We start from the raw sequence: 26,774 nt of genomic DNA on the forward strand, positions 1-26,774 counted from the left end.
GAAGCGGCACCTTCCCGGGAAAGTGCCGCTTCCCGGAGCGTCACGCGAGGAACCGCGTCACCCATTCGGCGACGCAGGCGGGCTTCGCTTCGCCGTCGATCTCGACCGTCCACTTGGACACCGCCTGCTTGCCGCCCGGGATGTCGGTGATCTCCACCAGCTCCGCCCCGGCGCGCACCTTCGAGCCGACCTTCACCGGCTGCGGGAAGCGGACCTTGTTGAGGCCGTAGTTGATGCCCATCCGGATGCCGTTGACCTTGTAGATCTTCGGGCCGAACGCCGAGAGGAGCGAGAGCGTCAGGAAGCCGTGGGCGATGGTGCCGCCGAACGGGCCCGCGGTCGCCATCGGCTCGTCGACGTGGATCCACTGGTGGTCGTCGGTGGCGTCGGCGAACTGGTTCACCCGGTCCTGGGTGATCTTCAGCCATTCGCTGTAGCCCAGGTGCTCGCCGGCCGCGGCGGCGAACTCGTCGAGGTTGGAGAATTCCCGCATCGGCCTCAGTCCTTCGGTCCGCCGGCGACGTAGATGACCTGGCCGGAGACGAACCCGGCGCCCTCGCTGACCAGGAACGAGGCCAGGTGGGCGATGTCGTCGGGCGTGCCGACGCGCTGCACCGGGATCTGCGACGCGGCCGCCGCCTTGAAGTCCTCGAAGCTCATGCCGAGCCGCTCGGCGGTCGCGGCGGTCATGTCGGTGGCGATGAAGCCCGGCGCGATGGCGTTGGCGGTGACGTTGAACTTGCCCAGCTCGATCGCGAGGGTCTTGGTGAAGCCCTGCATGCCGGCCTTGGCGGCGGAGTAGTTGACCTGGCCGCGGTTGCCGAGCGCCGACGTGCTCGACAGGTTGACGATCCGGCCGTACTTCTGCTCGGTCATGTGCTTCTGCACCGCGCGGGTCATCAGGAACGAGCCCTTGAGGTGCACGTCGAGCACGGAGTCCCACTCCTGCTCGGTCATCTTGAAGATCAGGTTGTCGCGGGTGATGCCGGCGTTGTTGACCAGCACGACCGGCGGCCCGAGCTCGTCGGCGACGCGGGCGACGGCGGCTTCGACCTGCTCGGCGTTGCTGACGTCCAGGGCGACCCCGATGGCCTTGCCACCCTTGGCGACGATGGCTTCGGCGCCCTGCTTGACCCCGGTCTCGTCCAGGTCCAGCAGCCCGACGGCGAAGCCGTCATCGGCCAGCCGCGCGGCGACGGCGGCACCGATGCCGCGGCCGGCACCGGTGACCACGGCGACACGGGAAGGGGAATCGGTCACGGGGGACCTCCTCGTCGTTGAGAAGCGGGCTCGTACCCGCGAGCCTACTAAGCGGTTGGTCACAGACGATACGGGTCGCGGCCCGCATTCCGGTGTCAACGTACGCAGATTTCCGGGGCGTCGCCTGGTCCGGCCGGGTTTGCCGAGGAAACCGGGACACCGCGGGGACGCCGGTGGCCAACGTCACACGCCGGTCCCGGCTCAGCCGACCTGGGCCGGGGGCATCGCCCGGAACCGGTCCAGGACGGCGGGATCCTGCAACGACATCCACTCGGTCACTTCGGCGTAGGTGGCGCACACCGTCTCGGGTTTGGTGCACACCTCGCCCATGAAGCCTTCCGCGGCGCGCGAGAACGCCCCGCCGGCCCAGTCGTTGAAGTGGTTGCCGATGACGAGCGGGGCGCGGTTGCCGTCGAAGGCGGCGCGGTAGGCGCCGCGGTAGGTCTCGAGCGTGGCCTGGGTGTACTGGCCGGTGTCGTTCTTCGCGTGGCCCAGCTGGTACCACAGGTTGTAGTCCATCATGATGACCTTCTTGTGCAGCGCGGGCACCTTCACGTACGGCATCCAGAACTCCCAGATGCCGTCGAGCCGGGTGGGCCACTTGACGCCGTCGGACGGCTGGCTGGAGTCGAAGGTGTAGCCGGCGGCGCGCATGGCGGGAAACGCCTGGGCCCAGTTGCCTTCGAGGCACGGCGTCCGGCCGCCGGTGACGTCCTTGGCCGACAGGTGCAGGCCCAGGTGCGCGTGGGCGTCGTCGACGAAGCGGCTGAACTGCCCGATTTCGCCGGTCCAGCCCGGCGTCGTCCAGCGGCCGACGCTCGGCTCGGCGCCGGTGCAGAAGTGCCCGTTGTAGTGCGTGCCGATCTGGTGTCCCGCGGCGACGGCGGCGTTGAGGTCCCGGACGCGGGTGGCCACTTCCGCCGCACTGCCGCCGAAGCCGATCGAGGCGGTGCCCGGTCGGTGGCCGGGTCCGGTGTAGTGCGCGCGCTGCTCGTCGGTCAGCAGGTAGATGCCCGAGAGCAGGCCGCTGAAGTGGGCGTGGACCGATTCGGCGAGGGCCAGGTAGCGGCTCCAGTGTTCGTGCGAACCGGCCCCGTCGAAGGAGAAGAGCACGAACTGCGGCGGTTTTTCGCCCGGGCGCAGCGGACGCATCCACTCGGGGGCCTGGACGGCGGGCGGAGCCGTGGCCGACGTGGTGGGAGGCGCGCCGCCGGCCGCCGAGCCGGGCTCGGGCTGCCCGCGGTCGAGGTGCACGATCAGCACCACGGCCAACACCAGCGCGACGGCGACGGTGAGCCAGGTGCCCGGCCGCCGCACCATCCGTGACGCGAACATCCGGTTGCCTCCCCCTGCTACATACGGTTACAGGGAAGACGTCGAACGGGGCATTCGGGTGCATCGCGGGTGAGATCGGTTACCCATGCGCAACCATGCCCGCGTCGGATCACGGTGTGGCGGAGCCGAGCCGGGTCAGCCGGACCAGGGCGGCGAAGCCGTCGTCGGTGCCGGGCCAGTGGGCGCGGACGGCGTCGAGCCCCGCGCGCCGGACGACGCCGCGCAGGACGGCGGTGACGACGATGGCGTCGTCGGCGTACCCGAGGACGGGGATGAAGTCGGGCACGAGGTCGATGGGCAGCGCGAGGTAGGCGAGCAGCAGCCCGAGCCGGACGCGAACGCCGCGGGGGAGGGTCCGGTCGGCGGCCAGGCGCCGGATGAGCCGCAGGACGTCGGGCAGCAGCCGCACCGCCTCGCGCAGGAGCCCGCCGCGCGGCCGGGCGACGAGCAGGGCCGCGATCAGGACGAGCCAGGTCAGCAGCAGCGCACCGCCGAGACCGAGCAGCAGTTCGCCGATCACGGGTGCTTCACTTCGGCACGCAGCGCGGCATCTTCGAAGACGGCGAGCTCGGCGGCGGCCTGTTCGACGGCGTCCCGGGCGGCTTGCCCGCCCGGCGCCCCGAAGTAGTCCCGCGCGGCGATCTTGGCCAGCCAGCTGCGGAACCGCTCGAGGTCGGCCTCGGATTCCTCGACCTCGGCGTAGGTGGCGTTGCCGCGGGCCCGTTCGTCGGCGAGTTCCTTCCGCAGTTCGGGCAGCCGGTCGAGAACCTCGGCGTACTCGGCGTCCCGGGCCGCATCGAGTTCGGCGATCACGGACTGTTCCTCGGCGGGATCGGTGAAGGCCATGGACAGCACCCGCGCGGTCCCACCCTGGTGGCGAACCCGATCGGCGAGGCGGCGGACGTCCCGCACCACCGGCGGTTTCGCGGGCAGCAGGCACACCGACTGCTGCAGGTAGAGGGCGCCGAGGGAGCGGAGCTTCCGCCACACCTGGACGCGAAGCGAGTCGGGAGCGCCGGCGGTGGAGACGCTGATCAGCAGCCAGTCGGGTTCGGAGGTCACACGGTGACGTTACGGGCGTAACATCGGTCGGTCCAGGGGTGGGTCACCCTCGGCAGGTCGGCAGGTCGGCAGGTCGGCCGGTCGGCCGGTTGCGCCCGGGGAGGCCGGGTTTTCCGGCGGCCGGGCGCGGGCCGGTGGGCGCTCGCCGGCCGCCCATCTGGCGGCTCGGCGCCGGGTTTGGTGGCGGCGGGGTGCGAAGTCGCGCCTTGTCCGCTCCCGGCCGCCCGGCGCCCGTTCGCCCAGCCACCCTGCGTCCGGCCCGGCTACCCGGCCATCCGCCCAGCTCGGGTCACCGCTTGCAGGGCCCGAAGTAACGGCACTCGATCAACGCTCGCGGGTCGAGTTCTCGCGCGCGGGGCTCCAGCTTGTCCAGCTCCGTCGCGATCTCCTCCAGGTCCACCACACCCGCCGCCGTGAAGGGGTAGAACCTCTCCTGGGTGTCGTGCTCCGGGCAGCCGCTTCCGCGGAGGTTGCCCGCCGGGACGAGGGTGAAGACTTCGTTGCCCTCGTTGTCGAACGTGAAGTAACTCTGCAGGCGGACCGGTGTCGTGTCGGCGACGTCGTTGATCTGCCGGCCGCCGTAGGTGTGCGGGTAGTGCCAGCCGGCGTGGACGTCGTCGGTGAACCAGACGCGGGCGGGATCGCTGTCGCCGTCGAGGAGCCAGCCGCGGGCGGTGAGGAACTCGTGCACCCCGAGCTGGCGGGCGACCATGAGGTCGGTGGTCATCGCGGTCCCTTCGGACGAAGTCGGGTACTCACGCTCAGTGTCGCGCCCGGGTGGTTTCCACGACCGGGTGACCCGCGTCCGAGAAGCGAGACACCGGGCCGGCTACACGATGCCCGCCGCGATGAGCAGCGGCCAGATCTCGCCCTGGTCGACCACCTCGACGCCGTGCTTCTCGGCCTTGGTGAGCTTGCTGGCCCCGACGTCCGCGCCCGTGATGAGCAGGTCCGTGCTCGCCGAGACCGACGTCGCCGTGGTCGCGCCCGCCTTTTCGCAGAGCCGCTGGAACGTCGGGCGCGGCACCTTCTCGCCCGAACGCGGGTCGCTGATCGCGCCGGTGACCACCACCGTCTTGCCCGCCAGCGGCGCGCCCGCCGCCACGACCGGCGGGAGGTCCTCCTCGCGCACGTCCAGCGAAACGCCCGCTTCCCGCAGGCGCGCCAGCTCGGGGCGCAGCCGGGTCAGGTGCTCGATCAGCGACGCGGCGACCTTCGGCCCGATGTCCTCCACGGCCACGAGCCCGTCGACGCCCGCCTCCGCCACGTCCTCCAGGGAGCCGAACCCGGCCCGGCACAGGCGGGCCGCCGTTCCCTCCGACGCCATCGGGATCGCCAGCCCGATCAGCGCCCGGCGCAGGCCGACCGACCGGCTCGCGTCGATCGACTCGATCATCCGGGTGGCCGACACCTCGCCGATGCGCTCGAACTCGAGCAGCTTCTCCTTCGTCAGCCCGTAGAAGTCCGACGGGTGCTCGAGGATCCCCGCCTCGGCCAGCCGCTCGATCCACACGCCGCCGATGGCGTCGATGTCCGCCGCCGCCCGCGACGCCCAGTGGATCAGCCGCCGCACGGTCTGGGCCGGGCAGGAAACGTTGGTGCAGAACAGTTCCCGGCTGTTGCCCTGCTCGGTCAGCGGCTGCCCGCACGACGGGCACGCGCTCGGCGGGACGATCTCCCGCTCGGCGCCCGTGCGCTTCGAGGCGTCGAGCACCCCCGCGACGAACGGGATGACGTCACCGGCCCGGCGCACCAGCACGGTGTCGCCGATCTTGATGCCGCGGGCGCGGATGACCTCCTGGTTGGCCAGCGTCGCGCGGGTGACGGTGGTGCCGCCCACGAACACCGGTTCCAGCCAGGCGACCGGCGCGATCTTGCCCGTCTTGCCGACGTCCCAGACCACATCGGACAGCACCGTGGTCTTCTCCTCGGCCGCGAACTTGAACGCCAGCGCGCCGCGGGGCGAGCTCGACCGGGTGCCGGCCGCCGCGTAGGCGTCCCGGCTCGCCAGCCGCAGCACGGCACCGTCGAGGTCGTAGTCCAGGTCGTTGCGCTGCCGCTCGATCTCGCCGATCACCTCCTGCGCCGCGGCGGCGTCGGCGCAGCGGCGCATGTCGGCCGCGGTGAACCCGAGCGTGTGCAGCGCCCGGCCGAGGTCGGTCTCCGCGCTGTCCGGCTCGGTGTACAGGTCGAAGGCGAAGAACCGCAGCCGCCGCTCGGCGACGGTGGCGGGGTCCTTCGCGCGCAGGGTGCCGGCCGCGGCGTTGCGCGGGTTGATCAGCGGCTTGTCCGGGTGGGCGGTGTTGTACGCGGCGAAGGTGGACCGCAGCATGACGGCCTCGCCGCGGACCTCGACGCGGCCGGGCGCCTCCACCTGCTCCGGGATCCCGTCGGTCAGGGCCCGCACCAGCACCGTGACGTCGTCGCCGGTCGTGCCGTCCCCGCGGGTGACCGCCCGGGCCAGGCGCCCGTTCTCGTACACGACGGCCAGCGAAAGCCCGTCCAGCTTCGGCATGACCACCACCGGCTGGCCGGGGAAGCGGTCGAAGAACGCCTCGACCTGCTCGGGTTTGGTCGCCTTCTCCAGCGACAGCATCGGGCGCGAGTGCCGGATCGGCGCGTGCAGCACCGCGGGCGCGCCGACCTGGTCGAGCGGGTTCGGGTCGGGCGCGAGCTCGGGGTGCGCCTCGATCAGGCTCCGCAGCTCGTCCTCGGCCACGTCGTACTCCGCGTCGGCCACCAGCGGCGAGCCGCGGTAGTAGGCGTCACGCAGCACCACGACGCGGTCGGCGAGTTCCCGGATGCGTTCCTGAGCGTTCACGCCGAGGACGTTACCGCCCACCACCGACAAAACCCGATCGCCGTCGCTCCGGCCGGTGGAACGGCCGTCCCGGAGCCGCTCCGGGGTTAGGGTGACGATCATGCGATTCGCCTTCAAGACTTCGCCCCAGAACACCGAATGGGCCGACATGCTCGCCGTGTGGCGGGCCGCGGACGAAATCGAGCTGTTCGAGTCGGGCTGGACGTTCGACCACTTCTACCCCATTTTCTCCGATTCGACCGGCCCCTGCCTCGAAGGCTGGGTGACGCTCACCGCGCTCGCGCAGGCGACCGAGCGGCTGCGGCTGGGCACGCTGGTCAGCGGCATCCACTACCGCCACCCGGCGCTGCTGGCGAACATGGCGGCGACGCTCGACATCGTTTCCGGCGGGCGGCTGGAAATCGGGATCGGTGCCGGCTGGAACGAAGAGGAATCCGGCGCGTACGGCATGGAGCTGGGCTCGGTCAAGGAGCGCAGCGACCGGTTCGAGGAAGCGTGCGAGGTGCTCGTCGGCCTGCTGACGCAGGAAACCACGACGTTCCGCGGGGAGCACTACCAGCTGACCGACGCCCGCTGCGAGCCGAAGGGCGTGCAGCGCCCGCACCCGCCGATCTGCATCGGCGGCAGCGGCGAGAAGCGCACGCTGCGCACGACCGCGAAGTACGCCCAGCACTGGAACTTCGTCGGCGGCACACCCGAGGAGTTCACCCGCAAGCGTGACGTGCTGCACCGCCACTGCGCGGACGTCGGCCGCGACCCGGCCGAGATCATGCTGTCCTCGCACGTGCGCCTCGGGCCGGACCTCGAATACGCGAAGGTCGCCGCCGAGGCGGCGGCGCTCGGGGAGGCGGGCGTCGACCTGGCGATCGTGTACCTGTCGCCGCCGCACACCCCGGCGGTGCTCGAGCCGCTGGCGAAGGTGCTCGAGCCGCTGCGCTGACCGGCGCCCGCCGGGGCAAGCCGCCGGACGCGGGTTCCCGGATCAGCCGATCCGGTGACGCCGCCGTGTGCGCGGAACACCGATTCCTCCGGGGCCCGCGCGATGTCCATGTCTTCGGAAGCGGCACGACGCCGGTGACCGGAGGCAAGGAGACGCGAGTGCACACCAGGACTTCACCCACGCCGGTGACCCCGGCCGCGGGGCCGGCGCAGCGAAGATGGGTACTGGCGATCGCGTCGGTGGCGTCGCTGATGGTCGTCCTCGACGCGCTGGTCGTGGCGACCGCGCTGACGGCGATCCGGACCGACCTCGGCGCGTCGGTCACCGAACTCGAATGGACGGTCAACGCCTACGGCCTGAGCTTCGCCGTCCTGCTCATGACGGCCGCCGCGGCCGGGGACCGCTGGGGACGGCGCCGCGTCTTCGCCGCCGGGCTGACGCTCTTCGCGGCGGCGTCGCTGGTCTGCGCGATCGCCCCCGGCGTCGAAGTCCTGATCGCCGGGCGCGTGCTGCAGGGCGCCGGGGCCGCGTTCGTCATGCCGCTCGCGCTCGCCCTGCTCGGGGCCGCCTTCCCGGCCGAGCTGCGGCCGAAGGCCCTCGGGGTCTTCGCGAGCGTCAGCGGGGTGGCGGTGGCCCTCGGCCCGCTCCTCGGCGGCGCCGTCGTGGCCGGCGTCTCGTGGCCGTGGATCTTCTGGATCAACGTCCCGATCGGCCTCGCGCTGGCCGGCTTCGCGCTGACCCGGATCGGGGAGAGCCACGGCCCGGACGCCGCCCTCGACGTCCCCGGCCTGGTGCTGGCCGGCGCGGGCTCCTTCGGCGTGGTGTGGGCCCTGGCCCAGGGCAACTCGGCCGGCTGGACGAGCGGCGCGGTGCTGGGGCCGCTCGCGGCCGGCCTGGTCGCCTTCGGCGTGTTCGTGGCGTGGCAGCGGCGGGCCGCGCACCCGATGCTGCCGCTGCACCTGTTCCGCTCCCGCCGGTTCGCCGCCGGCAACGCCGTGATCTTCTTCCACTGGGCGTCCGCGCTGGGTGCGGTCTTCTTCATGGCCCAGTTCCTGCAGGACGGCCTGGGGTACGGGCCACTGGCCGCCGGGCTCGGGCTGGCGCCGTGGGGGCTGACGACGACGGTCGTCCCGCAGCTGGCGGGCCGGCTGGCCGGCCGGTTCGGCGAACGGCCGTTCATCGTGGCGGGGCTCGGGTTGCACGCCCTCGCCATGCTCTGGATCGCCGCGGTCGCCGGGCCCGCGACCGGTTACGGAGCACTCGCCGGGCCGCTCGTGGTGTCCGGCACCGGGATCGCGATGTGCCTGCCCGCGGCGCAGAGCGCGGTGCTGACGTCGGTCCCGCCGCGGTTGCTCGGCAAGGCCTCCGGTGCCTTCAGCGCGATGCGGCAGCTCGGCGGGGCGTTCGGCGTCGCGGTCCTGGTCGCGGGCTTCTCGCTGGCCGGCAGCTACGCCTCGAGCGCCGCGTTCTCCGCGGGCTTCACCGCGGCCGCCGTGGTCAGCGCCGTCCTCGCCGCGGCGGGCGCGCTGGCCGGTTCCGTCATCCCCCGCCGCCGAATCGAGGAGTGAAGCGATGTCGAACGCCGATCTGCTGCGCGAACTGCACCACGGGAAGCTGCTGGTGCTGCCCAACGCCTGGGACGAGGCGAGCGCCGAACTCGTGGTCGAGACCGGGTTCCCGGTCGTGGCGACGTCGAGCGCCGCGGTCGCGGCCTCGTTGGGACACGAGGACGGCGAACGGGCGCCGTGGCGGGAGATGTTCGCGGTCGTGGCGCGGATCGCCCGGGCCGTCCCGGTTCCGGTGACGGTCGACGCCGAAGCGGGCTACGGCCTGGAACCGGAACGGCTGGTGGCGGAACTGCTGTCCGCCGGGGCGGTGGGCTGCAACCTCGAGGACACCGACCACCGGGCCGGGGGACTGGTGGACGCGGCGGCCCAGGCGGACCGCCTGGCCGGGGTCCGCGCGGCGGCCGACGCGGCCGGGGTGCCGCTGGTGCTCAACGCGCGGATCGACACCTTCCTGCCGCCGAGCGGGTTTTCCGGCGCCGTGCGGGTGGCCGAGGCGATCCGGCGCGGCCGGCTCTACCGCGAGGCGGGGGCGGACTGCATCTACCCGATCGGGGTGTCGACCGCGGCCGACCTCGAACGGGTGGTGGCCGGCGTGCCGGGGCCGGTCAACGGGAACACGGGCGCGGAGCTCGACTTGGACACCCTGGCGTCGCTGGGGGTCGCCAGGGTGTCCTTCGGGCCGCGGTTCCACCGCGCGGGGTGGGCATCGATGCGCAGCGGCCTCGAAGAACTGCGCCGCGCGGCGGGGCTGGAGGTGCCCGGTGCCCGGCCGGCCGGCCGATGAGGCGATGCTCGCCGCCGCGCTCGACTACGCCGTCGCGGCGGCCGCCGGACTCCGGCTGGCGGACCTCGGGCGCCCGTCGGCCTGTACCGGCTGGACCGTCGCCGAGGCGCTCGCGCACCTCACGCGCTCCCTCCGCAGCGTGACGGCGGCGCTCGCCGCCGGTGCCGTGCCGCCGGCCGCGTCGCCGCGAAGCCGGCCGGCCACCGCTCGGACCGTCCGGCGCGACCTCGGCCGGGCCGCGGCCGCGCTCGGTGCCGCCGCGGGAGACCTGCGCGGCCGGCGCGCGGTCGACGTCGGCGGGCTGCCGCTGCCGTGCCACCAGCTGATCGTCGTGGGTGCCCTCGAAGCGGCCGTCCACGGCTGGGACGCCAACCCGGCCGCGCCGATCCCCGGCGAGCTCGCCACCCGGTTGCTCGCCGAACTGCCGTCGGTGCTCGACGGCGGCATCCGCCGGGGCCTGTTCGCCGAGCCCGTCGCCGTGCCGCCGGGGCGCCCACCCGGCGTCCGGCTGCTGGCCGCGCTCGGGCGGGATGACCGACGATGTCCATGACGAACGAGGAGCGTGTGGTGTCTTCCCGTGTGGTGTCTTACGAGGAACGGCTGCGGGACGAGTTCGGCTCGCTGCGCCCGGCGCTGGTCGCGCACTGCTACCGGATGACCGGGTCCCACCAGGACGCCGAAGACGCCGTCCAGGAGACCTACCTCAAGGCCGTGCGGGGGGTGGACGCCTTCGAGGGGCGGTCGTCGCTCAAGACGTGGCTCTACCGGATCGCCACCAACACCTGCCTCACCGAGCTGAACCACCGCAGCCGCCGGGTGCTGCCCGCCGGGCTCGGCCCGCCGTCCGGCGATCCGCGGACGCCGGCGTTCGCCGACGACTCGGTCGCGTGGCTCGGACCGCTGCCCGACGCCGTGCTCGGCGACCCCGGGGAGGTCGTCGTCCGGCGCGAGTCCGTCCGGCTCGCGCTGGTCGCCGCGCTGCAGCACCTGCCGGCGCGGCAGCGCGCGGCGTTCCTGCTGCGTGAGGTCCTGTCGTGGTCGGCCGCCGAGATCGCGGACCTCCTCGGCCTCAGCGTGCCCGCGGTGAAGAGCCTCCTGCAGCGCGCCCGCGCCCGGCTCGACGAACTCGACCTGGACGACCGGCCCCCGCCGGAGCCGGCGGACGAGCGCGCGCTGCTCGACCGCTACATCGCGGCGTTCGAGGCCGAGGACACCACCGCGCTGCGGGCGGTCATCCAGGACGACTTCAGCCTCGAAGCGGTGCCGCACCCGGTGTGGTTCCGGGGCGTGGCCGTGTGCCTGCCGTTCCTGGACCGCGTGTTCGCGGCACCGGGCGGCGCGGCCCGGCTGCGGCCCACCCGCGCGAACGGCCAGCCGGCCGCGGGCAGCTACCGGCTCGGCGACGACGGAGTCCGGCGGGCCGACGGGCTGTGGGTGTTCACGGTGACCGGCGGCCGCTTCTCCCGGGCGGTCAAGTTCCACGATCCGGGGTTGGTGACGGCGGCGGGGCTGCCGGGCCGGCTTTAGCGCCGCATGCGCCCGCGGACCCGGTGGATCGCGAACACCCCGACGGCGAGCGCGGCCCCGGGATCCCGAGTGGTTCCATGAGCCCGATGGCCCACCCGGCGACCCCGGCGGCCGCGGCCGTCGGGTCACCCGGCGCAGGCCTTCGTCAGCGCCGCCACCTGGTCCGCCTTCCGCTGCACCCACTCCGCCGGCGTCTTCACCAGCTCGTCCACCGTCGTCTCGCGCAGCGTCGTCGCCAACCCGTTGATCGCCTCGGCTGCCGTCGTGTTCGCCGCCTTGGCGGCCAGGCCTGTCAGCTCGGCCGCGGCCCGGGGGTCGGCCGGGTCCGGGGTGGCCGTCGCGATCCGGACCGCGTCCGCGCAGACCGCCGCCGTCGAGGCCGCGTTGCCCACCTGGCCCGCCGTTTCGGCGGCCACGCCGCAGCCGGCCAGGGTGAGCAGGAGTCCTCCGGCGAGGACCGTCGTGATCAGGCGCATCGTCATTCCTTCCGGGAGAGAGCCGAAGTCTTGAGGAGGCTGGCGGCGACCGCCGTCGCGAGGATCGCGCCGACCACGCCGAGCGAGAGGGCCGTCGGGATCTTCCAGACCTCCAGCAGCAGCATCTTCACGCCGACCCAGACCAGCACCAGCGCCAAGCCGAGCTTCAGGTAGACGAACCGGTGCATGACGTCGGCGAGCAGGAAGTACATCGCCCGCAGGCCCAGCACCGCGAAGGCGTTGGACGTGAACACCAGGAACGGTTCCTGGGTGACCGCGAAGATCGCCGGGATCGAATCGACCGCGAAGACGACGTCGGTGACCTCGATCAGGACCAGCACCGCCAGCAGCGGCGTGGCCACCCAGCGGCCGGCCTGCCGCACCAGGAACTTCCCGCCGTGGTCGCCGTCGGTGGTCGGGACCAGCCGGCGGAACACCCGCAGCACCGGGTTGCGCCCGTAGTCGACCGTGCCGTCCCGGTGCAGCGCCATCCGCACGCCGGTGATGACCAGGAACGCGCCGAAGACGTAGAGGATCCAGGCGAAGCTCGCGATCAGCGCCGAGCCCGCGGCGATGAACACCGCCCGGAAGACCAGGGCGCCCACCACGCCGTAGAACAGGATGCGGTGCTGGTACTCGCGGGGGACGGCGAAGTAGCCGAAGATGATCGCGAACACGAAGACGTTGTCGACGGCCAGGGACTTCTCGATGACGTACCCGGCGAAGTACTGGCCCGCGAACTCCGCGCCCCAGACCCACCAGACGACGGCGCCGAAGGCGAGCCCGAGCACCACCCACGCCCCGGACCACGCCAGCGCCGACCGGACGCCGACGACGGGCGTCCTGCGGTGGGCCGCCAGGTCGATCGCGAGCATGGCCAGGATGACGCCGAGCACGGCGGCCCAGGCCCAAAAGGGGACGGTCATGCACACTCCTCCGGTTCGGTGACGAACCGGAGGTCTCCCCGGTCACCCGAAGGTGACGCCGGCACCGGACTGCACTGGGGCAGCCGGATTGACGATGCCGGACCGGGCGGGTACTCCCCTCCGCCCCTCCAGAATGACGAACTGCACTTCGTCTGTCAAGTTCGGACGTCTACTGTGGCCGGTATGGCATCGTGGACGTTCCTCAGCAACCACGCGCACGTCCTGCTGTGCGTGGCCGCGGATCCGGACCGCACGCTGCACGACATCGCCGAGCGGGTGGGGATCACCGAACGCGGGGTGCAGCTGATCCTCGCGGACCTGATCGCGGAGGGCTACCTCGAGCGCGAGCGCGTCGGGCGGCGCAACCACTACAAGATCCACCCGGAAGGCCGGCTGCGCCACCCGCTGGAGGCGCACCACCGGGTGGCCGACCTGGTCGCGGCGCTCGGCGTCGAACCGGCGGCCCCGGCGTGAAACCCGGGCGGTGAAGAGGTTTCCGGGGGCCGTCCGTGCTCACTCACCGTCCGGCTCCGAAACGAACCACGCCGCCGAATCGCCCGGCACGCCGTCCGCCGCGGCGCTGCCCAGCACGACTTTTCCCCACTCGGCCGGCGCGGTGAACGGCGTGCTCCCCGTGTTGACCGCGCACACCAGCGCGCCGCGCCGGAACGCCAGCACCGCGTCGTCCGCCGTCTCCAGCCACTCCACCGGGCCGGGGCGCCCGAGGCGCCGCTCCCGCCGCAGCCCGACGGCCCGGCGGTACAGGTGCAGTGTCGACTTGTCGTCCTTCTCCTGGACGTCGGCCGCGTACCGGGCGAACCACGCCGGCTGCGGCAGCCACGGCACCCCCGTGCCGAACCCGAACGCCGGGGCGTCCGCCGTCCACGGCAGCGGGACCCGGCAGCCGTCGCGGCCCTTTTCGCGGCCGCCCGTGCGGTGGAACACCGGGTCCTGCCGGGCTTCGTCCGGGAGGTCCTGGACCTCCGGCAGGCCGAGCTCTTCGCCCTGGTACAGGAACACCGAGCCGGGCAGGGCCAGCACCAGCAGCAGTGCGGCGCGGGCCCGGCGCTCGCCGAGGTCCGCGTCGACTTCGCCGCGGGGGCGCATGAGAGCGGCGAACGCGTCGTTGCTGGCCGGGGCCGGTTCCGGGCGGACGATGCCGTAGCGCGTGACCGCCCGGTGGACGTCGTGGTTGGCCAGCGTCCACGCCGCCGGGGCGCCGTGCCCCGCCGTGCGGGCCGTGGCGCGGCCGATCGCCGCGCGCAGCGCCCGCGCCTCCCACGGCTGGACCAGCAGGTCGAACGAAAAGGCCTGGTGCAGCTCGTCGGGGCGCAGGTAGCGGTCCAGGTCGGCCGGGTCCGGCACCCAGACCTCGCCGACGAGCAGCAGGTCGCGGTCCGGGCCGTAGCCGGCGGCGAGCGCGTGCCAGCGGCGGAAGATGTCGTGCACCTCCGGCCGGTTCCAGCTGTAGGCGTTGTAGCTGCCCTCGGCCGGGTCCCAGTCGCGCAGGGCCGCGTCCTTGACCAGCCCGTGGCAGACGTCGATGCGGAACCCGTCCACGCCGCGGTCGAACCAGAACCGCAGGACGTCGTCGAAGTAGGCCAGGACTTCCGGGTTGCGCCAGTCGAAGTCGGGCTGCTCGCGGGTGAACAGGTGCAGGTACCACTGCCCGGCCGTGCCGTCGGCCTCGGTGACGCGGGTCCACGCCGGCCCGCCGAACACCGACTGCCAGTTGTTGGGCGGCTCGTCGCCCCGGCCGTCGCGGAAGACGAACCGCGCCCGCTCGGGCGAGCCGGGGCCCGCGGCCAGGGCCGCGGTGAACCACGGGTGCCGCTCCGAGCAGTGGTTGGGCACCAGGTCCATGAGGATCCGCAGGCCGCGGTCATGGGCCTCGGCGACCAGGCGGTCGAACGTCTCGAGGCTGCCGTACTCCGGGTTGACGCCGTGGTAGTCGGCGATGTCGTAGCCGTGGTCCGCCTGCGGCGAGGGGTAGCAGGGGTTCAGCCAGATCGCGTCGGCGCCGAGCCCGGCGATGTGGCCGAGCCGCCCGATCACCCCGCCGAGGTCGCCGACGCCGTCACCGTCGCTGTCGGCGAACGAACGGACGTAGAGCTGGTAGACCACCGCGTCGTCCCAGAACGAGCGCGGGCGGGGTGAAGTGGAAGACACTCCCGGATCTTCGCACGCGCTGGTGGTTCACTGGGGGCATGTCGGTCGCCGTGCACGAGGTCGAGGTCTTCGAAAGCGCCAGGGCGAGGCTGGAGGCCATCGCCTACCGCCTGCTCGGCTCGGCCAGTGATGCCGAGGACGCCGTGCAGGACACCTTCCTGCGCTGGCAGTCCGCCGACCGGGAGCGCATCGAGACGCCCGAGGCGTGGCTGACGAAGGTGCTCACCAACCTCTGCCTCAACCGGCTCACCTCGGCGCGGGCGCGCCGGGAGACCTACGTCGGCCAGTGGCTTCCCGAGCCGGTCCTCGCCGGGGACCGGATGCTCGGCCCGTCCGACACGGTCGAGCAGCGGGAATCCGTCTCGATCGCGATGCTGACGCTGATGGAACGGCTTTCGGCCAAGGAACGCGTCGTCTACGTGCTGCGTGAGGCGTTCGGGTACGCGCACGCCGAGATCGCCGAGGTGCTCGACCTCACCGAAGCGAACTGCCAGCAGATCCACCGGCGGGCCAAGCAGCACCTGGCCGCCGACCGGCGCCGGGTCGAGGTCGACGCGGCTGCCGCGCGCAAGATCGTCGAAGAGTTCCTCGCCGCGGCGCTCAGCGGCCGCACCGACTCGCTCGTGAAGCTGCTGACCGACGACGTCGTCAGCGTCGGCGACGGCGGCGGTGTCCTCTTCTCGCTGCCGCGGCCGGTCACGGGCGTGGTCCGGGTGGCGCGGTTCCTGCGCGGGCTGTTCGAGCCCAGCGAAGCCAAGTGGGCGATGATCGGCGGCCGGCCGGTGCTGTACACCGCGGTCGTCAACGGCGCGCCCGCGCTGGTGCTCCTCGTCGACGGCCGGCTCGCCGGGGTCGTCACGCTGGACGTGACGACCGAAGGCATCGCGGCCGTCCACGCCCAGGTCAACCCGGCCAAGCTCGAGCGCGCGGCCGGCCGGTGGGCCACCGTCGAACACGCGGAGCCGCTGCCCGACATCTGGTGACGCAGGTCACAGCGGGGACCTGTCAGGTTTTCCGCCGCTGCCCGGTTCAGGAGGCACACACCGACCGGACAGGAGGCAAACCAATGAAGCACCGCATCGTCGTCCTCGGCGCCGGGTACGCCGGAGCCAACGCCGCCGCGCGCCTCGCCAAGCGGCTGCACCCGGCCGACACCGAGATCACCCTCGTCAACGCCGACCCCGAGTTCGTCGAACGCGTCCGGATGCACCAGCTGGCGACCGGCCAGAACCTCAAGCCCCGCCCGCTGAGCGAGCTCTTCGCGGGCACCGGCGTGCAGGTGCGGGTCGCGCGGGTCGCCGCCGTCCACGCCGAGGCCAAGACCGTCGCCTTCGCCGGCGGCGGCGAGCTCGGCTACGACACGCTCGTCTACGCCCTCGGCAGCACGGCCGCCGAGAGCGGTGTTCCGGGGGTCGCCGAGCACGCCCACCACCTCGCCGGCAAGGAGGCCGCGCTGCGGCTGCGGGCGCGGCTGGCCGAGCTCCCCGCGGGGGAGACCGTGCTCGTCGCCGGCGGCGGCCTCACCGGCATCGAAGCCGCCACCGAGATCGCCGAAGCGCGTCCGGACCTCGAGGTCGCCCTCGTGACCCGCGGTGGCCTCGGCGACTGGCTGAGCGAAAAGGCGCGGACCCACCTGCGGAAGGCGTTCGACCGGCTCGGCGTCACCGTGCACGAGAACACCGGCATCACGGCGGTCGAGCCGGCCGCCGCAATCGTCGACGGCGGCGCCCGGATTCCCGCCGGGGTGACCGTTTGGACGGCCGGTTTCGCCGTCCACCCCATCGCCGCGGCCACGACGCTCACGGTTTCGGAGACCGGGCAGATCGTCGTCGACGAGACGATGCGGTCGGTTTCGCACGAGGACGTCTACGCCGTCGGCGACGCCGCCCTGGCCCCGGGCGCGAACGGCGCGCCGCTGCGGATGTCCTGCGCCTCGGGCGTCCCGTCGGCCTACCACGCGGCCGACGTCATCGCCGCCCGCCTGACCGGCCGCCCGGTCCCGGAGAACAAGATCGGCTACACCGCCCAGTGCATCAGCCTCGGCCGCCGCAACGCGGTCGTGCAGTGGGTGACCCCGGACGACCGCCCGAAGCCGTCCGCGGTCACCGGCAAGCCGGCCGCCCGCCTCAAGGAGATGATCTGCCGGAGCGCGGCGTGGAGCGTCACCCACCCGACGGCGATGGCGCCGACCCGGCGCCGTCACATCGTCCCGGCCGAGGCGCCGCTCGCGGCCGCTTGACCGGCCCGGCCCGGGCAGCACGCGTGATCCAACGGTCAGCACGCGTGATTGGAGGGTCAGCACGCGTGATTGGAGGGTCATCTCGTGGGATCGAGCGGGCATCGCCGTGATGCCTCTCGATCACGGGAGCTGCTCCGGGGCGGGCAAGGCGACTCGGGCGGTGACGCCGTCGGGCCACGTCAGCGTGGCGGTGCGGCCGTCGGCGGCGATCGTCAGGGCCGGGTCGGGTTCGTCCGGGCCGTCGCGGTCCAGGACCACCACGGCGGCGAGCACCGCTCCCGGCCGGGGGTTTTCCCTGGCGACGTAAGGGATCGCGGTCCACTCGCCCAGTGGCGACGTGCCGGGCTCGACCGCCACGTCCGCCGTCGTGAAGCCGCGCAGGGGACGGACCGCCGACCGGAGGTCCGGTGTCCGCGCCGCGGCGACGCCCGCTTCGGTCACCGGCCGGGTGGCGGCCGACACCGGCCAGCCGCTGAGGCGCAGGGAGCGGACGGGGCCGTCGGCGGTGTCCAGGCGCGCGAAGCGCACCTCGATGCCGCCCCGCACCACGGAAGCCACCGTCAGCACCGGCCCCGGCACCACCGGGCCGCTGCGGCCGGCGCCGTGGTCGGGGGAGTCGTCGGCCGACGTGTCGACCCAGCGGACCCGGCCCTGCGACGCCGCGGCCAGCACCCCGCCCGGCAGCTCGATCGCGTAGCACGCCGAGAAGCCCGCCCGGTCGCTCGCCCGGCCGTCGGCGTCCAGGACGGCCACCGTGTTGTCGGGGACGGAACCCCGCGGTGGCACCGTGGCCGTGGAGTAGCCGAGCCGGGCGTAGAGCGGCGAGTCGGCGCGCGGGTCGCCGGGGCGGGCGTGGTCCGTGCCGTGGTTGACCACCAGCGCGATGCCGTCGCGGCGCCGTCCCGAAACCAGCCAGCCCGGGGCGGCGATGACCCGGGAGACGTCCCCCGTCTCGATCGGCAGCGGCTCCTCGACGTCCGTCCACACGGGATGGTCCGCGGGGAGGGCGAGGCCCAGCAGGCCTTTCGCCGCCCAGTACGGCGAACCGGGTCCGGAGTAGGCCTGGCGCATCGCGGGCCAGGGGTGGTGCCAGCCGAGGGAGAGCAGGCCGTCGCCGGAGCCGCAGCCGCGGTCGGCGAAGTGCCGCACCATCCCGCCCGCCACCCGGCGCGTCAAGCCGGGGGACAAGGCGGACGTCCCGGTGACCGCGCCCACCCAGAACGGCGCCGCGGCGGCGAAGCGGTAGACCAGGCTGCGGCCCTGCAGCAGCGGCGAGCCGTCGCTGCCCACCAGCCGGACGGCGTCGTCGAGGTACCGCCGCAGGTCCGCCGCCCACCGCAGGCGCACGGAACCGGGGCAGAGGGTGCCGGTGACGTCGAACAGGTGCGTCCACAGCAGCGGGTACAGGTGCAGGGCCCAGCCCGTGTAGTGGTCGTAGGCGCGCTCGTCGCCGTCGCTGAGCCAGCCGCCCGGCCGCCGCAGCGACGCGTGCACGGCGAGGTCCTCCTCGACGTCGGCCGCCGACCACGGCCCGCCCGCCTCGCGCAGGAACGACTCCACGACGATCCGGAACCACACCCAGTTGATCGGCGGGTAGGGCTGCCCGATCACCGTCGCCAGCCAGGCGACGACCCGGTAGCGGACGGCGTCGGCCAGGCGGTCCCACAGCCACGGCCGGGTCAGCTGCAGCACCAGCGCGATCGACGCGGCCTCCACTTTGGACTGGCCGAGCTCGTCGGGCCGCGGCCAGGCTTCGGGTGACGCCGGATCGGTGCCGGCGGCCAGCCCGCGCGCGTAGTGCTCGAGAAAGCCGCCCGGATCCGCGCCGCCCTCCCCGGCGACGCGGAACCCGGCGATCAGGAAGGTCCGGGCGAACCCTTCGAGGCCGTCGGAGGCCCGGCCGTTGCGGCTGGCCGGACCGGGCAGGTCGATCCGCGCCCCGGTCGGCGAGCGGTACCGGCCGGCCGCGGTGAGGAGCCGGTCCGCCAGGGCGGCGTAGTGCTCGCGGGTCCAGCCGGTGTACGGCGAAAGCCGCCGGTCTTCGGCGGCGGTCATGCCTGCACCGCCAGGGAGTGCCGGGTCACCGGGGCCCGGGGCGGCAGGCCCGCGGCGTAGCGCTCGAGCTCGCCCAGCGCCTCGGCGCTCATCCGGCGGGTCTCCGCGCCCAGCGAGCCCGCCACGTGCGGGGTCAGCACCACGTTGGGCAGCGCGTACAGCGGCGAGCCGGCGGGCAGCGGCTCGGGCTCGGTGACGTCCAGGACCGCGTGCAGGCCGTCGGCGGTGCAGGCGTGCTCGAGCGCCGCGGTGTCGACCAGTGCCCCGCGCGCGGTGTTGACCAGCACCGCGCCGGGTGGCAGGGCGGCCAGCTCGGCGGCGCCGATCAGGTGCCGCGTCTCCGGCAGTGAGGGTGCGTGCAGGCTCAGCACGTCCGCCCGGGGCAGGGCTTCCACCAGTGACGCGGGCTCGGCCCCGGCCGCCCGGATCTCGGCCGGGTCGATCACCGGGTCGACGACGAGCACACGGGCCAGGTCCAGCAGCCGCAGCAGCGCGGCGACGCGGCGGCCGACGCGGGAAAACCCGACCAGGACCACCGTCCGGTCGCGGCCGGACAGCTCGCCCCGGCGGTCGCGGTAGCTCCAGTCCTCGCGGAACTCCCGGGCGTCGGCGGCGAGGAACGGCACCTTCTTGAACGCCCACAGGATCGCGCCCAGCGTGTACTGGGCCACCGGTTCGGCGTTGGCGTCGGCGGCCGTGGTGACCAGCAGGCCCCGGTCGAAGACCGCCGCGCCGACGTGGTCGCGGACGCTGCCCGCCGCGTGCAGCACCGCCCGCAGGCGCGGCGCGGCCCGCAGGACCGCGTCGTCGAGCGGCGGACAACCCCACGACGTGAGCAGCACCTCCACCTCGGCCAGCCGCGCGCGCACCGGCGCCGAGCCGAGCTCGTCGGTGCACACCGGCTCGCCCAGCCGGGCCGTGGCGCGCAACCGGGCCAGTTCCGCGGGCCCGAACTGCACCGCCATCGTGTCCCGCGCCATCACCAGCAGGGTCTCCGGGCGGCGGGTCACTTGACGCTGCCCGCCGCCAGCCCGGACCGCCATTGCCGGTGCAGCAGCACGAAGGCCACGGCCAGCGGCAGCACGGCCAGCAGCGAGCCGGTGATGACGAGCGGGTTGTACTGCGGGAACTGGGTCACGCGCGTGCTCCACTGGTAGAGGCCGAGGCTCATCGGGAACAGCTTGGGATCGGTCAGCATCACCAGCGGCAGGAAGAAGTTGTTCCAGATCCCCACGAACTGGAACAGGAAGATCGTCACCAGCCCCGGCCGCATCATCGGCAGCCCGATGGTGAAGAACGTCCGCAGCTCGCCCGCGCCGTCGGTCCGGGCCGCTTCGAGGACCTCGCCGGGCACCGCGGCCTCGGCGTAGACGCGGGCGAGGTAGACCCCGAAGGGGTTGGTGAGCAACGGGATGAACACCGCCCAGAAGGTGCCGACGACCTCCAGCTGCGACGCCAGCAGGTACAGCGGCAGCGCGAGCGCGGTCGTCGGCACGAGGACCCCGGTGAGCGTCACCGCGAACAACGCGCGGCGGCCCGGGAAGTCGAGCTTCGCGATCGCGTACCCGCAGGCGGCGCAGATCAGCGAGCCGAGCACCGCGCCGAGGCCCGCGTAAAGCAGCGAGTTGCGGATCCAGGCGAGGAAGACGCCGTTCTCCTGGGTGAACAGCGCGCTGAGGTTGGTTCCGAGGTTGAACTGCCCGAACTCGAACGCCCCGGTCGTGGAGAAGTCGCCGACGGACTTGGTGGCCGAGGTGACCAGCCAGACCAGCGGCAGGACCGCGTACAGCGCGGCCAGCACCAGCAGGACGTGCACGACCGTGCGGGACGTCCACCGCGAACCTGCTTTCCGGGGGTTCCGGGTGGCGGCGCCCCCGGCCCGAGGCGCAGCCCCGGATGTCACAGCACCGGATGTCACAGCACCGGATGTCACAGCACCGCCAGGGGACAGGGTCACCGGGACCTCCGGTTCGACAGGCGCATGACCAGCGCCGAGAGCAGGGCGGACACCAGCGCCAGCAGCACGGACGCGGCGGCCGCGCGGCCGTAGTCGTTGGCGATGAACGCGGCTTCGTACACGTACAGGCTCGGGGACCACGTGCTCGTCACCGAGCCGGTGAACCCGCGCAGCACCAGGGGTTCGGTGAACAGCTGCAGGGACCCGATGACGGTGAACACGAGGGCGACGAACCCCGTCGGCCGGATCATCGGGACCTTGACCGACCACGCCGTCCGGAGGCCCCCGGCGCCGTCGGCGCGCGCGGCTTCGAGCACGTCCCGCGGGACGGCCTGCAACGCGGTGTAGAAGATGATCATGTTGTAGCCGACCCACTGCCAGGTCGCGATGTTGACGATCGAAGGCAGGATGCCGCTCTTGCCCAGCGGGTCGAGCGGCAGCAACGCGGTCAGCCCGGAATTCGGGCTGTACAGGTAGGCCCAGACGAGCCCGGTGATCACCGTCGGCACCGCATACGGCAGGAAGACGGCCAGGGACCACAGGCGCTTGAGCCGCACGACGGCGGAGTCGATCAGCAGGGCCAGCACCAGCGCCAGGCCGAGCATGACGGGGATGTGCACCACCACGAACAGCGCCACGTTGCCGAGGCTCGCGTGGAACGCGCGGTCGGTGAGGACGTCGGCGTAGTTGCCGAGCGCGATGAACGCCTGGTGCGGCCCCGAGAAACCCAGGCCGGACAGGCGATCGGTGAACAGGCTCAGGTAGAGCGCGTACCCGATCGGGACGAGGACGGTGGCGGTCAGCAGGATCGCGAACGGCGCCGCCAGCACGAGCCCGGCGTGCCCGCGGCCCCGGCGGTTCCGCTTCGGGACGCCGGAACGCGGCGGCGCCGGGACGTTCGTCGCGCGTTCGGGGGTGACGACGGTCATCAGGCTTTCCCTTCCAGCACGGTCAATCCCCGCTCGCGCAGTTCGGCGACGACGCCGGTCTGCGTCTGCCGGACGGCGGCGGCCAGGGTCGTGCCGCCCGTCTTCACCCCGCCCATCCGGTCGACGACGGTGGAGAACGTCCGCAGCGCGTTCGGGCCCCAGGTCCAGTCCGGAACGCGCCGGGCGGCTTCGTCGAGCACGTCGTACACCGGATCGCCGAGGAAGTACCCGCCCTTGTAGGCCCTGCGGGCGATGTCCCGGCTCGGCAGGTAAGCCGGGAACGGGGTGGTGAACGTGGTGCCGAGCTTCGCGACGGCGGGGTCGGTGCTCAGCCAGCGCAGGAACGCCACGGCCGCGGTCGGCACCTTGCTCTCGGCGGAAACGGCGAACGCGCTGCCGCCCTGGACGCCGTTGGCCGGGACGCCGTCCCAGGTCGGCATGGTGGTGACCGCCCACCGGCCCTTGTCGTTCGGAATGGACTTGACCAGCGAGCCGACGCTCCAGGACGCGCCGAGCAGGCCCCAGAGCCGTCCGGTGTGCATCGCCCCGATCCAGTCCTGGTCACCGGTCGGTGCCGTGGCGACCAGGCCGTCGCGGATCAGGCCCTGCCAGTAGTCCGCGGTGCGGAGGGTGCCGGGGCCGTCGATGTCCACCCGCCACGAGCCGCCGTCGACCCGCCACCAGGGATCGCCCGCCTGCCAGCACATCCCGGCGAAGAACGAGCCGTCGTTGAGCGGGAACGTCGTCACGCGCGCCGCCGGGTCGGCCTGCCGCACGGCCTGCGCGGCGGTGCGGAATTCCGCCCACGTACGCGGAACCGCGACGCCGTGGCGGTCGAACAGGTCCTTGCGGTAGTAGAGCACCATCGGGGCGAGGTCCATCGGGACCGCCCAGGTGCGGGCCCCGGGCCGCACGCCCTGCCAGGCGGCGGGGGAGTAGCCGCGTTCGAGGTCGGCGAGGTCGTCGGTGAGGTCACGCAGGCCGCCCGTGGTGAGCAGCTGGGGCAGGCCCTGGTACTCGGCGTGCAGGATATCGGGGGCGTTGTGGGCGCGCAGGGCGTTGGCCTGCTGGGCGTAACCGCCCTTGAGACCGGACGCGATCACGTTGAGCTCCACCGAGATGCCGGCGTGCGCGGCGTTGAACGCGGCGACGTACTTGTCCATGCCGGTGAGCCACGACCAGATGGTCACGCGGGTGGCACCGGAGGCCGTGGTCGTCGACGCGCAGCCGCCGAGCAGCCCGCCGGCCGCGAGCCCGGCCGTGGCCGAAAGGAACGTCCGGCGGCCGAATCCCGCCGATCCCCGAAGCGTCATTGCTCCTCCGTCGAAGTGATGGCTGTCACTGTCGGGGTGTGCCATAGTTCGAGTCAACAATTCTGGTCAAAACCGATCAGAACCGATCAGGACCGAAGGGAACGCCGTGGTGTTGCGCGCGCTCTTCGAGGGCCGTCGGGTGGTGCGGCCCGCCTTTCCGGACGTCCGCGACCGGGCCGTCTGGGCCGCCGCCGACGGTGTCGCGCTGCTCGCCGAAGCCCGTGCCGTGCTCGCCCGGCCCGCGCCGGTCCTGACGGCCACGGCGTGGGCCCGGACGTTCCGCGACGGTGTCCGGACCGACTACGAAGACGCCGCGCGCGAGCTGCGCGACCGCGTCACCACGCTGGTCCTGGCCGCCGTGCTGACCGGCGAAACGCCGCCGGCCGACGTGCCGTTCCTGGACGGCGCGATCGACGGGCTGGTCGCCCTCGCCGAGGCGACCACCTGGTGCTGGGCGCCGCACGACCGGCACGCGGCCGGCCGCGGGGAGGTGCTGGCCGACCCCGACGACCCCTTCCTCGACCTGGGCGCGGCCGAGGTCGCGTCCCTGTTCGCCTGGGCCGACCAGGTGCTCGGCCCGCACCTCGACCGCCGCGCCCCGGGCCTGCGCAAGCGGTTGCGCCGGGAGGTCGACCTCCGCGTCCTGACGCCGTTCGAGCGGATCCGCGACTGGCACTGGCTCGGCCTGGACGGCGACGCGCACAACTGGAACCCGTGGATCCACAGTGCCGTCCTCACCGCCGCGCTGCTGCTCGTCGACGACGAAGCGCAGCGCGGGCGGCTCGTGCGGCTGGTCGTCGAGGGCCTCGGCCACTACGTCGCCGTGCTGCCCGACGACGGCGGCATCGACGAGGGAGTCGCCTACTGGTGGCACGGCGCCTGCCGGCTGCTGGAGTGCCTCGACCTGCTGGCCGGTGCGACCGGGGCCGACGCGCGGGACCTCCCGGTGCTGGCTCCGCTGGTCCGCTTCCCGCACCGGATGCACCTGGGCGGCGACGCCTACGTCAACGCCGGGGACGCCCCGGGCCGCCTGCCGCCGGCCCAGCCGTGGCACGTCCTGCACCGGTGGGGCGAGCGGCTCGGCGACGCCGACGTCCGGGCGCACGCGGTGAGCCGGGCGCGGGCGGGCGGACGGCTCGTGTGGCCGTCGGCCGGCCTCGGCCGCGCCTTGGCCGCCTTGGCCGACCCGGGCTGGCGGACGGCACTCGCGGACGACCCGCGCGGAACCTGGCTGGCCCGCGAACAGTGGCTGCCGCGCGTGCAGGTGCTCGTCGCCCGGGAGACGGCGGGCACGTCGAGCGGGCTGACCGTGGCGGTCAAGGCCGGGCACAACGGCGAGCGGCACAACCACCTCGACGTCGGGTCGTACTGGGTGGCGGTCGACGGGGTGCCGGTGGTGGCCGACGTCGGCCAGCCGACGTACACGGCGGCCAGCTTCGGGCCGGACCGGTACCGGGCCTGGCCCGTGCGCAGCGAGTGGCACAACGTCCCCGAGCCGGGCGTCACGCAGGAACCCGGGGCGGCCTTCGGGGCACGGGACGTCCGGGTCGAGCTCACCGCGGCCGCAGCGGTGCTGTCGGCGGACCTCGCCGGGGCGTACCCGGGAGTGCCGCGCTGGCTCCGTTCGGTGCGGCTGGTGCGCGGCACGCCGGCGCACGTCCTCGTGGCGGACGACGACAGCGTCCGGCCGGTCCGGCTCCGGCACGTCTTCGCGGGCGAGGTCGAGCTGCGGGCGGGGGAAGCGTTCGTGTCGCGGGCGGGTCGGCGGGTGCTGCGGCTGAGCTGGGACGCCCGGTCCGCCACCGCCGAACTCGAGCGGCGGCCGCTGGACGACCCGCTGCTGCGGGCGTCGTGGGGCACGCACCTGAGCCGGCTCACCCTGGTCGTGTCCGCGGGCCCGGCGCGGGTCCGGCTGGAGCAGGTCCGGTGATGCTCGCCTCCGAACGGCACCAGCTGATCCTCGCGCTGGTGCGCGAGCACGGCGCGGTCCGGCTCGCCGAACTGGTCGAGCGGCTGGGCGTCACGGCGGTCACCGTCCGGCGGGACGTCACCGAGCTGGCCGACCGCGGCCTGCTGACGCGGGTCCACGGCGGGGTCACGCTGAGCCGGCCTCGCGGCGGGCCGCCGGAGCCGGGCCGCGCCGCTTCGGTGTTCGGCCCGGCCGCGCCCGGCGCGCTGGTCGGCATGGTCGCGCCGTCGGTGGAGTACTACTGGCCCGCGGTGATCCAGGGCGCGCAGGCCACGGTGGCCGCCGCGGGCGGACGGCTGGTGCTGCGGGCGTCGAGCTACGAAGCCGGGGAGGACCGCCGCCAGGTCACCACGCTGCTCGAGCGCGGCGTGTAGACGCTGCTGGTCGCGCCGGCCACCCGCGGCCGCGGCGCGCTGGACCTGCTGCGCTGGCTGGGTTCGCTGAGCGTCCCGGTGGTGCTCGTCGAACGCCTGCCGCCGCCCGAGCTGCCCACGCTCGCCCTGGACGCGGCCACGACGGCGCACGCGCTGGGGGCGGGCCTGGCCGTCCGGCACCTGGTTTCGCTCGGCCACCGCGCGGTCGGGCTGGTGACGTCCCGGTCCAGCCCGACGAGCCGCGCGCTGCGCACCGGCTGGCGCGAGGCGATCGCCTCCCTGGGCCTGGACACCGCGGCGGCGCCGGACCTCGACGTCCCGGTCTACGGCACCCCCGGCTGGGCGGTGGAGTACGACACGCTGCTGGACCGCTGCCGCCGCGACGGCGTCGGCGCCCTGCTCGTGCACGCCGACCGCGAGGCGATCGGCCTGCTCCAGCGGGCGCGTGACGGCGGCATCGCGGTCCCGGGCGAGCTGGCGGTGGTCTCCTACGACGACGAGGTGGCGGCGGCTTCGGACCCGCCGCTCACGGCGGTGTGCCCCCAGAAGCACCGGCTCGGCGCGGTGGCGGCGGAGCTGGCGCTGGCCCGCCTGGCGGAGACGACCGAGCGTCCGGTGCACCGGGTGCAGCTGTGGCCGACGCTGGTGGTGCGGGAATCGTGCGGGGGTGCGGCGGAATCGCGGCACGCGTGAATCGGCCGGATTTTCCCGGAGACGGCCGGAATGGCGATCCGGTGTTCCGGAACGAATAGCGGCGCCGGGTCAGGAAGCGAGACGGCGCCGGGCCGCGTGCGTCGTGACCGCCGTGCCGAGGGCGACGACGAGCACGGTGCCCACCAGGACACGGGCCCGCGCCCTCCGGCCCGGCGGACGGGAAACCGTGAGCTCGACGAGCCGCCGCTCGGCGGCCGGGCCAAGGAGCGGCCTCCGTCACCACGTACGGCGTCAGGTCGTGCTCGAAGACGTCGTGCACGACGACGTTGGGGTGGTACAGCCGGACGGCCACGCGCGAGTCGCGGATCGCCCGGGCAGCGTCGAACGGGCAGCCGGTCGATGACGACGGACCAGTC

General features: G+C 73.7%; 26 protein-coding genes. 11 read left to right on the plus strand and 15 right to left on the minus strand.

The window, feature by feature from the left end; translation table 11 throughout:
• Positions 1 to 40 precede the first annotated feature (40 nt).
• The 7 genes from ACLJOU_RS36790 to ligA form a co-directional block, all read right to left on the minus strand.
• A complete protein-coding gene (locus ACLJOU_RS36790; protein WP_410573888.1) occupies positions 41 to 493 on the minus strand; it encodes a MaoC family dehydratase in 453 nt (150 codons plus the stop codon).
• Between the two features lie 5 nt (positions 494 to 498).
• The gene (fabG, locus tag ACLJOU_RS36795; protein WP_410573889.1) at positions 499 to 1,260 is read right to left on the minus strand and encodes a 3-oxoacyl-ACP reductase FabG; all 762 of its coding nucleotides are present in this window, start codon (positions 1,258 to 1,260) and stop codon (positions 499 to 501) included.
• A 201-nt stretch (positions 1,261 to 1,461) separates the two neighbouring features.
• Positions 1,462 to 2,595 carry a polysaccharide deacetylase gene (locus tag ACLJOU_RS36800; RefSeq protein ID WP_410573890.1) on the minus strand — a complete coding sequence of 378 codons (1,134 nt, stop codon included), beginning with the start codon at positions 2,593 to 2,595 and terminating at the stop codon, positions 1,462 to 1,464.
• A gap of 109 nt (positions 2,596 to 2,704) precedes the next feature.
• Positions 2,705 to 3,112 (minus strand): YkvA family protein, encoded by a 408-nt coding sequence (locus tag ACLJOU_RS36805; protein WP_410573959.1) that lies wholly within the window; start codon positions 3,110 to 3,112, stop codon positions 2,705 to 2,707.
• On the minus strand, positions 3,112 to 3,657 hold the full coding sequence (locus ACLJOU_RS36810) for a Chromate resistance protein ChrB (protein ID WP_410573891.1): 546 nt from the start codon (positions 3,655 to 3,657) through the stop codon (positions 3,112 to 3,114). The genes ACLJOU_RS36805 and ACLJOU_RS36810 overlap by 1 nt, the downstream gene beginning before the upstream one ends.
• 289 nt (positions 3,658 to 3,946) lie before the next feature.
• Positions 3,947 to 4,384 carry a hypothetical protein gene (locus tag ACLJOU_RS36815; RefSeq protein ID WP_410573892.1) on the minus strand — a complete coding sequence of 146 codons (438 nt, stop codon included), beginning with the start codon at positions 4,382 to 4,384 and terminating at the stop codon, positions 3,947 to 3,949.
• A 102-nt stretch (positions 4,385 to 4,486) separates the two neighbouring features.
• On the minus strand, positions 4,487 to 6,478 hold the full coding sequence (ligA, locus tag ACLJOU_RS36820) for an NAD-dependent DNA ligase LigA (RefSeq protein ID WP_410573893.1): 1,992 nt from the start codon (positions 6,476 to 6,478) through the stop codon (positions 4,487 to 4,489).
• Positions 6,479 to 6,578: 100 nt separating this feature from the next.
• On the opposite strand from ligA, the gene ACLJOU_RS36825 reads away from it, so the two are divergent.
• The 5 genes from ACLJOU_RS36825 (at position 6,579) to ACLJOU_RS36845 (ending at position 11,297) form a co-directional block, all read left to right on the plus strand.
• Positions 6,579 to 7,418: an LLM class F420-dependent oxidoreductase gene (locus ACLJOU_RS36825; RefSeq protein WP_410573894.1), complete on the plus strand. Its 840-nt coding sequence runs from the start codon at positions 6,579 to 6,581 to the stop codon at positions 7,416 to 7,418.
• Positions 7,419 to 7,576: 158 nt separating this feature from the next.
• Positions 7,577 to 8,986 carry a DHA2 family efflux MFS transporter permease subunit gene (locus ACLJOU_RS36830; RefSeq protein WP_410573895.1) on the plus strand — a complete coding sequence of 470 codons (1,410 nt, stop codon included), beginning with the start codon at positions 7,577 to 7,579 and terminating at the stop codon, positions 8,984 to 8,986.
• A gap of 4 nt (positions 8,987 to 8,990) precedes the next feature.
• A complete protein-coding gene (locus ACLJOU_RS36835) occupies positions 8,991 to 9,770 on the plus strand; it encodes an isocitrate lyase/phosphoenolpyruvate mutase family protein (RefSeq protein WP_410573896.1) in 780 nt (259 codons plus the stop codon).
• A complete protein-coding gene (locus tag ACLJOU_RS36840; protein WP_410573897.1) occupies positions 9,748 to 10,320 on the plus strand; it encodes a maleylpyruvate isomerase family mycothiol-dependent enzyme in 573 nt (190 codons plus the stop codon). Before ACLJOU_RS36835 ends, ACLJOU_RS36840 begins: the two co-directional genes overlap by 23 nt.
• Positions 10,317 to 11,297: an RNA polymerase subunit sigma-70 gene (locus ACLJOU_RS36845; protein ID WP_410573960.1), complete on the plus strand. Its 981-nt coding sequence runs from the start codon at positions 10,317 to 10,319 to the stop codon at positions 11,295 to 11,297. Before ACLJOU_RS36840 ends, ACLJOU_RS36845 begins: the two co-directional genes overlap by 4 nt.
• 125 nt (positions 11,298 to 11,422) lie before the next feature.
• On the opposite strand, the gene ACLJOU_RS36850 is transcribed toward ACLJOU_RS36845, so the two are convergent.
• The gene (locus ACLJOU_RS36850) at positions 11,423 to 11,773 is read right to left on the minus strand and encodes a bacteriophage spanin2 family protein (protein WP_410573898.1); all 351 of its coding nucleotides are present in this window, start codon (positions 11,771 to 11,773) and stop codon (positions 11,423 to 11,425) included.
• Between the two features lie 2 nt (positions 11,774 to 11,775).
• Positions 11,776 to 12,699, minus strand: coding sequence for a TerC family protein (locus tag ACLJOU_RS36855; protein WP_410573899.1), 924 nt, complete (start codon positions 12,697 to 12,699; stop codon positions 11,776 to 11,778).
• A 183-nt stretch (positions 12,700 to 12,882) separates the two neighbouring features.
• Between ACLJOU_RS36855 and ACLJOU_RS36860 the strand changes: the two genes are divergently transcribed.
• Complete coding sequence (locus ACLJOU_RS36860; protein WP_410573900.1) at positions 12,883 to 13,173, plus strand: helix-turn-helix transcriptional regulator; 291 nt, start codon at positions 12,883 to 12,885, stop codon at positions 13,171 to 13,173.
• A 39-nt stretch (positions 13,174 to 13,212) separates the two neighbouring features.
• On the opposite strand, the gene ACLJOU_RS36865 is transcribed toward ACLJOU_RS36860, so the two are convergent.
• Positions 13,213 to 14,868: a glycoside hydrolase family 13 protein gene (locus tag ACLJOU_RS36865; protein WP_410573901.1), complete on the minus strand. Its 1,656-nt coding sequence runs from the start codon at positions 14,866 to 14,868 to the stop codon at positions 13,213 to 13,215.
• 38 nt (positions 14,869 to 14,906) lie between these two features.
• Between ACLJOU_RS36865 and ACLJOU_RS36870 the strand changes: the two genes are divergently transcribed.
• Both ACLJOU_RS36870 and ACLJOU_RS36875 read left to right on the plus strand, forming a co-directional pair.
• Positions 14,907 to 15,851 (plus strand): RNA polymerase sigma-70 factor, encoded by a 945-nt coding sequence (locus ACLJOU_RS36870; RefSeq protein WP_410573902.1) that lies wholly within the window; start codon positions 14,907 to 14,909, stop codon positions 15,849 to 15,851.
• Positions 15,852 to 15,934: 83 nt separating this feature from the next.
• Complete coding sequence (locus tag ACLJOU_RS36875) at positions 15,935 to 17,107, plus strand: NAD(P)/FAD-dependent oxidoreductase (RefSeq protein ID WP_410573903.1); 1,173 nt, start codon at positions 15,935 to 15,937, stop codon at positions 17,105 to 17,107.
• A gap of 120 nt (positions 17,108 to 17,227) precedes the next feature.
• Here the strand turns inward: ACLJOU_RS36875 and ACLJOU_RS36880 are convergent, their stop codons facing one another.
• The 5 genes from ACLJOU_RS36880 to ACLJOU_RS36900 all read right to left on the minus strand — a co-directional run bounded on the left by ACLJOU_RS36880 (position 17,228) and on the right by ACLJOU_RS36900 (position 23,361).
• The gene (locus tag ACLJOU_RS36880; protein WP_410573904.1) at positions 17,228 to 19,162 is read right to left on the minus strand and encodes a DUF2264 domain-containing protein; all 1,935 of its coding nucleotides are present in this window, start codon (positions 19,160 to 19,162) and stop codon (positions 17,228 to 17,230) included.
• Positions 19,159 to 20,172, minus strand: a complete 1,014-nt coding sequence (locus ACLJOU_RS36885) for a hydroxyacid dehydrogenase (RefSeq protein ID WP_410573905.1) — start codon at positions 20,170 to 20,172, stop codon at positions 19,159 to 19,161. The genes ACLJOU_RS36880 and ACLJOU_RS36885 overlap by 4 nt, the downstream gene beginning before the upstream one ends.
• Positions 20,169 to 20,978, minus strand: a complete 810-nt coding sequence (locus tag ACLJOU_RS36890; RefSeq protein ID WP_410573906.1) for a carbohydrate ABC transporter permease — start codon at positions 20,976 to 20,978, stop codon at positions 20,169 to 20,171. Before ACLJOU_RS36890 ends, ACLJOU_RS36885 begins: the two co-directional genes overlap by 4 nt.
• A 137-nt stretch (positions 20,979 to 21,115) precedes the next feature.
• On the minus strand, positions 21,116 to 22,048 hold the full coding sequence (locus ACLJOU_RS36895) for a carbohydrate ABC transporter permease (RefSeq protein WP_410573907.1): 933 nt from the start codon (positions 22,046 to 22,048) through the stop codon (positions 21,116 to 21,118).
• Positions 22,048 to 23,361, minus strand: coding sequence for an ABC transporter substrate-binding protein (locus ACLJOU_RS36900; RefSeq protein ID WP_410573908.1), 1,314 nt, complete (start codon positions 23,359 to 23,361; stop codon positions 22,048 to 22,050). Before ACLJOU_RS36900 ends, ACLJOU_RS36895 begins: the two co-directional genes overlap by 1 nt.
• Before the next feature lie 109 nt (positions 23,362 to 23,470).
• On the opposite strand from ACLJOU_RS36900, the gene ACLJOU_RS36905 reads away from it, so the two are divergent.
• The 3 genes from ACLJOU_RS36905 to ACLJOU_RS36915 all read left to right on the plus strand — a co-directional run bounded on the left by ACLJOU_RS36905 (position 23,471) and on the right by ACLJOU_RS36915 (position 26,397).
• Positions 23,471 to 25,291: a heparinase gene (locus ACLJOU_RS36905; RefSeq protein ID WP_410573909.1), complete on the plus strand. Its 1,821-nt coding sequence runs from the start codon at positions 23,471 to 23,473 to the stop codon at positions 25,289 to 25,291.
• Positions 25,291 to 25,704, plus strand: coding sequence for a DeoR family transcriptional regulator (locus ACLJOU_RS36910; protein ID WP_410573910.1), 414 nt, complete (start codon positions 25,291 to 25,293; stop codon positions 25,702 to 25,704). The genes ACLJOU_RS36905 and ACLJOU_RS36910 overlap by 1 nt, the downstream gene beginning before the upstream one ends.
• An 81-nt stretch (positions 25,705 to 25,785) precedes the next feature.
• Positions 25,786 to 26,397 carry a substrate-binding domain-containing protein gene (locus ACLJOU_RS36915; protein ID WP_410573911.1) on the plus strand — a complete coding sequence of 204 codons (612 nt, stop codon included), beginning with the start codon at positions 25,786 to 25,788 and terminating at the stop codon, positions 26,395 to 26,397.
• Positions 26,398 to 26,774 lie beyond the last annotated feature (377 nt).

It is taken from the genome of Amycolatopsis sp. cmx-4-61 (genome assembly GCF_046548775.1).
GTDB lineage: Bacteria > Actinomycetota > Actinomycetes > Mycobacteriales > Pseudonocardiaceae > Amycolatopsis.

Excerpts from the sequence above, each read along its gene's own strand:
- ACLJOU_RS36910 (WP_410573910.1), top strand. The coding sequence starts at position 25,291 with ATGCTCGCCTCCGAACGGCACCAGCTGATCCTCGCGCTGGTGCGCGAG.
- ACLJOU_RS36895 (WP_410573907.1), bottom strand. The coding sequence starts at position 22,048 with ATGACCGTCGTCACCCCCGAACGCGCGACGAACGTCCCGGCGCCGCCG.
- ACLJOU_RS36835 (WP_410573896.1), top strand. The coding sequence starts at position 8,991 with ATGTCGAACGCCGATCTGCTGCGCGAACTGCACCACGGGAAGCTGCTG.
- ACLJOU_RS36790 (WP_410573888.1), bottom strand. The coding sequence starts at position 493 with ATGCGGGAATTCTCCAACCTCGACGAGTTCGCCGCCGCGGCCGGCGAG.
- ACLJOU_RS36825 (WP_410573894.1), top strand. The coding sequence starts at position 6,579 with ATGCGATTCGCCTTCAAGACTTCGCCCCAGAACACCGAATGGGCCGAC.
- ACLJOU_RS36875 (WP_410573903.1), top strand. The coding sequence starts at position 15,935 with ATGAAGCACCGCATCGTCGTCCTCGGCGCCGGGTACGCCGGAGCCAAC.
- ACLJOU_RS36850 (WP_410573898.1), bottom strand. The coding sequence starts at position 11,773 with ATGCGCCTGATCACGACGGTCCTCGCCGGAGGACTCCTGCTCACCCTG.
- ACLJOU_RS36900 (WP_410573908.1), bottom strand. The coding sequence starts at position 23,361 with ATGACGCTTCGGGGATCGGCGGGATTCGGCCGCCGGACGTTCCTTTCG.
- ACLJOU_RS36860 (WP_410573900.1), top strand. The coding sequence starts at position 12,883 with ATGGCATCGTGGACGTTCCTCAGCAACCACGCGCACGTCCTGCTGTGC.
- ACLJOU_RS36855 (WP_410573899.1), bottom strand. The coding sequence starts at position 12,699 with ATGACCGTCCCCTTTTGGGCCTGGGCCGCCGTGCTCGGCGTCATCCTG.
- ACLJOU_RS36870 (WP_410573902.1), top strand. The coding sequence starts at position 14,907 with ATGTCGGTCGCCGTGCACGAGGTCGAGGTCTTCGAAAGCGCCAGGGCG.
- ACLJOU_RS36800 (WP_410573890.1), bottom strand. The coding sequence starts at position 2,595 with ATGTTCGCGTCACGGATGGTGCGGCGGCCGGGCACCTGGCTCACCGTC.
- ACLJOU_RS36845 (WP_410573960.1), top strand. The coding sequence starts at position 10,317 with ATGACGAACGAGGAGCGTGTGGTGTCTTCCCGTGTGGTGTCTTACGAG.
- ACLJOU_RS36880 (WP_410573904.1), bottom strand. The coding sequence starts at position 19,162 with ATGACCGCCGCCGAAGACCGGCGGCTTTCGCCGTACACCGGCTGGACC.
- ACLJOU_RS36815 (WP_410573892.1), bottom strand. The coding sequence starts at position 4,384 with ATGACCACCGACCTCATGGTCGCCCGCCAGCTCGGGGTGCACGAGTTC.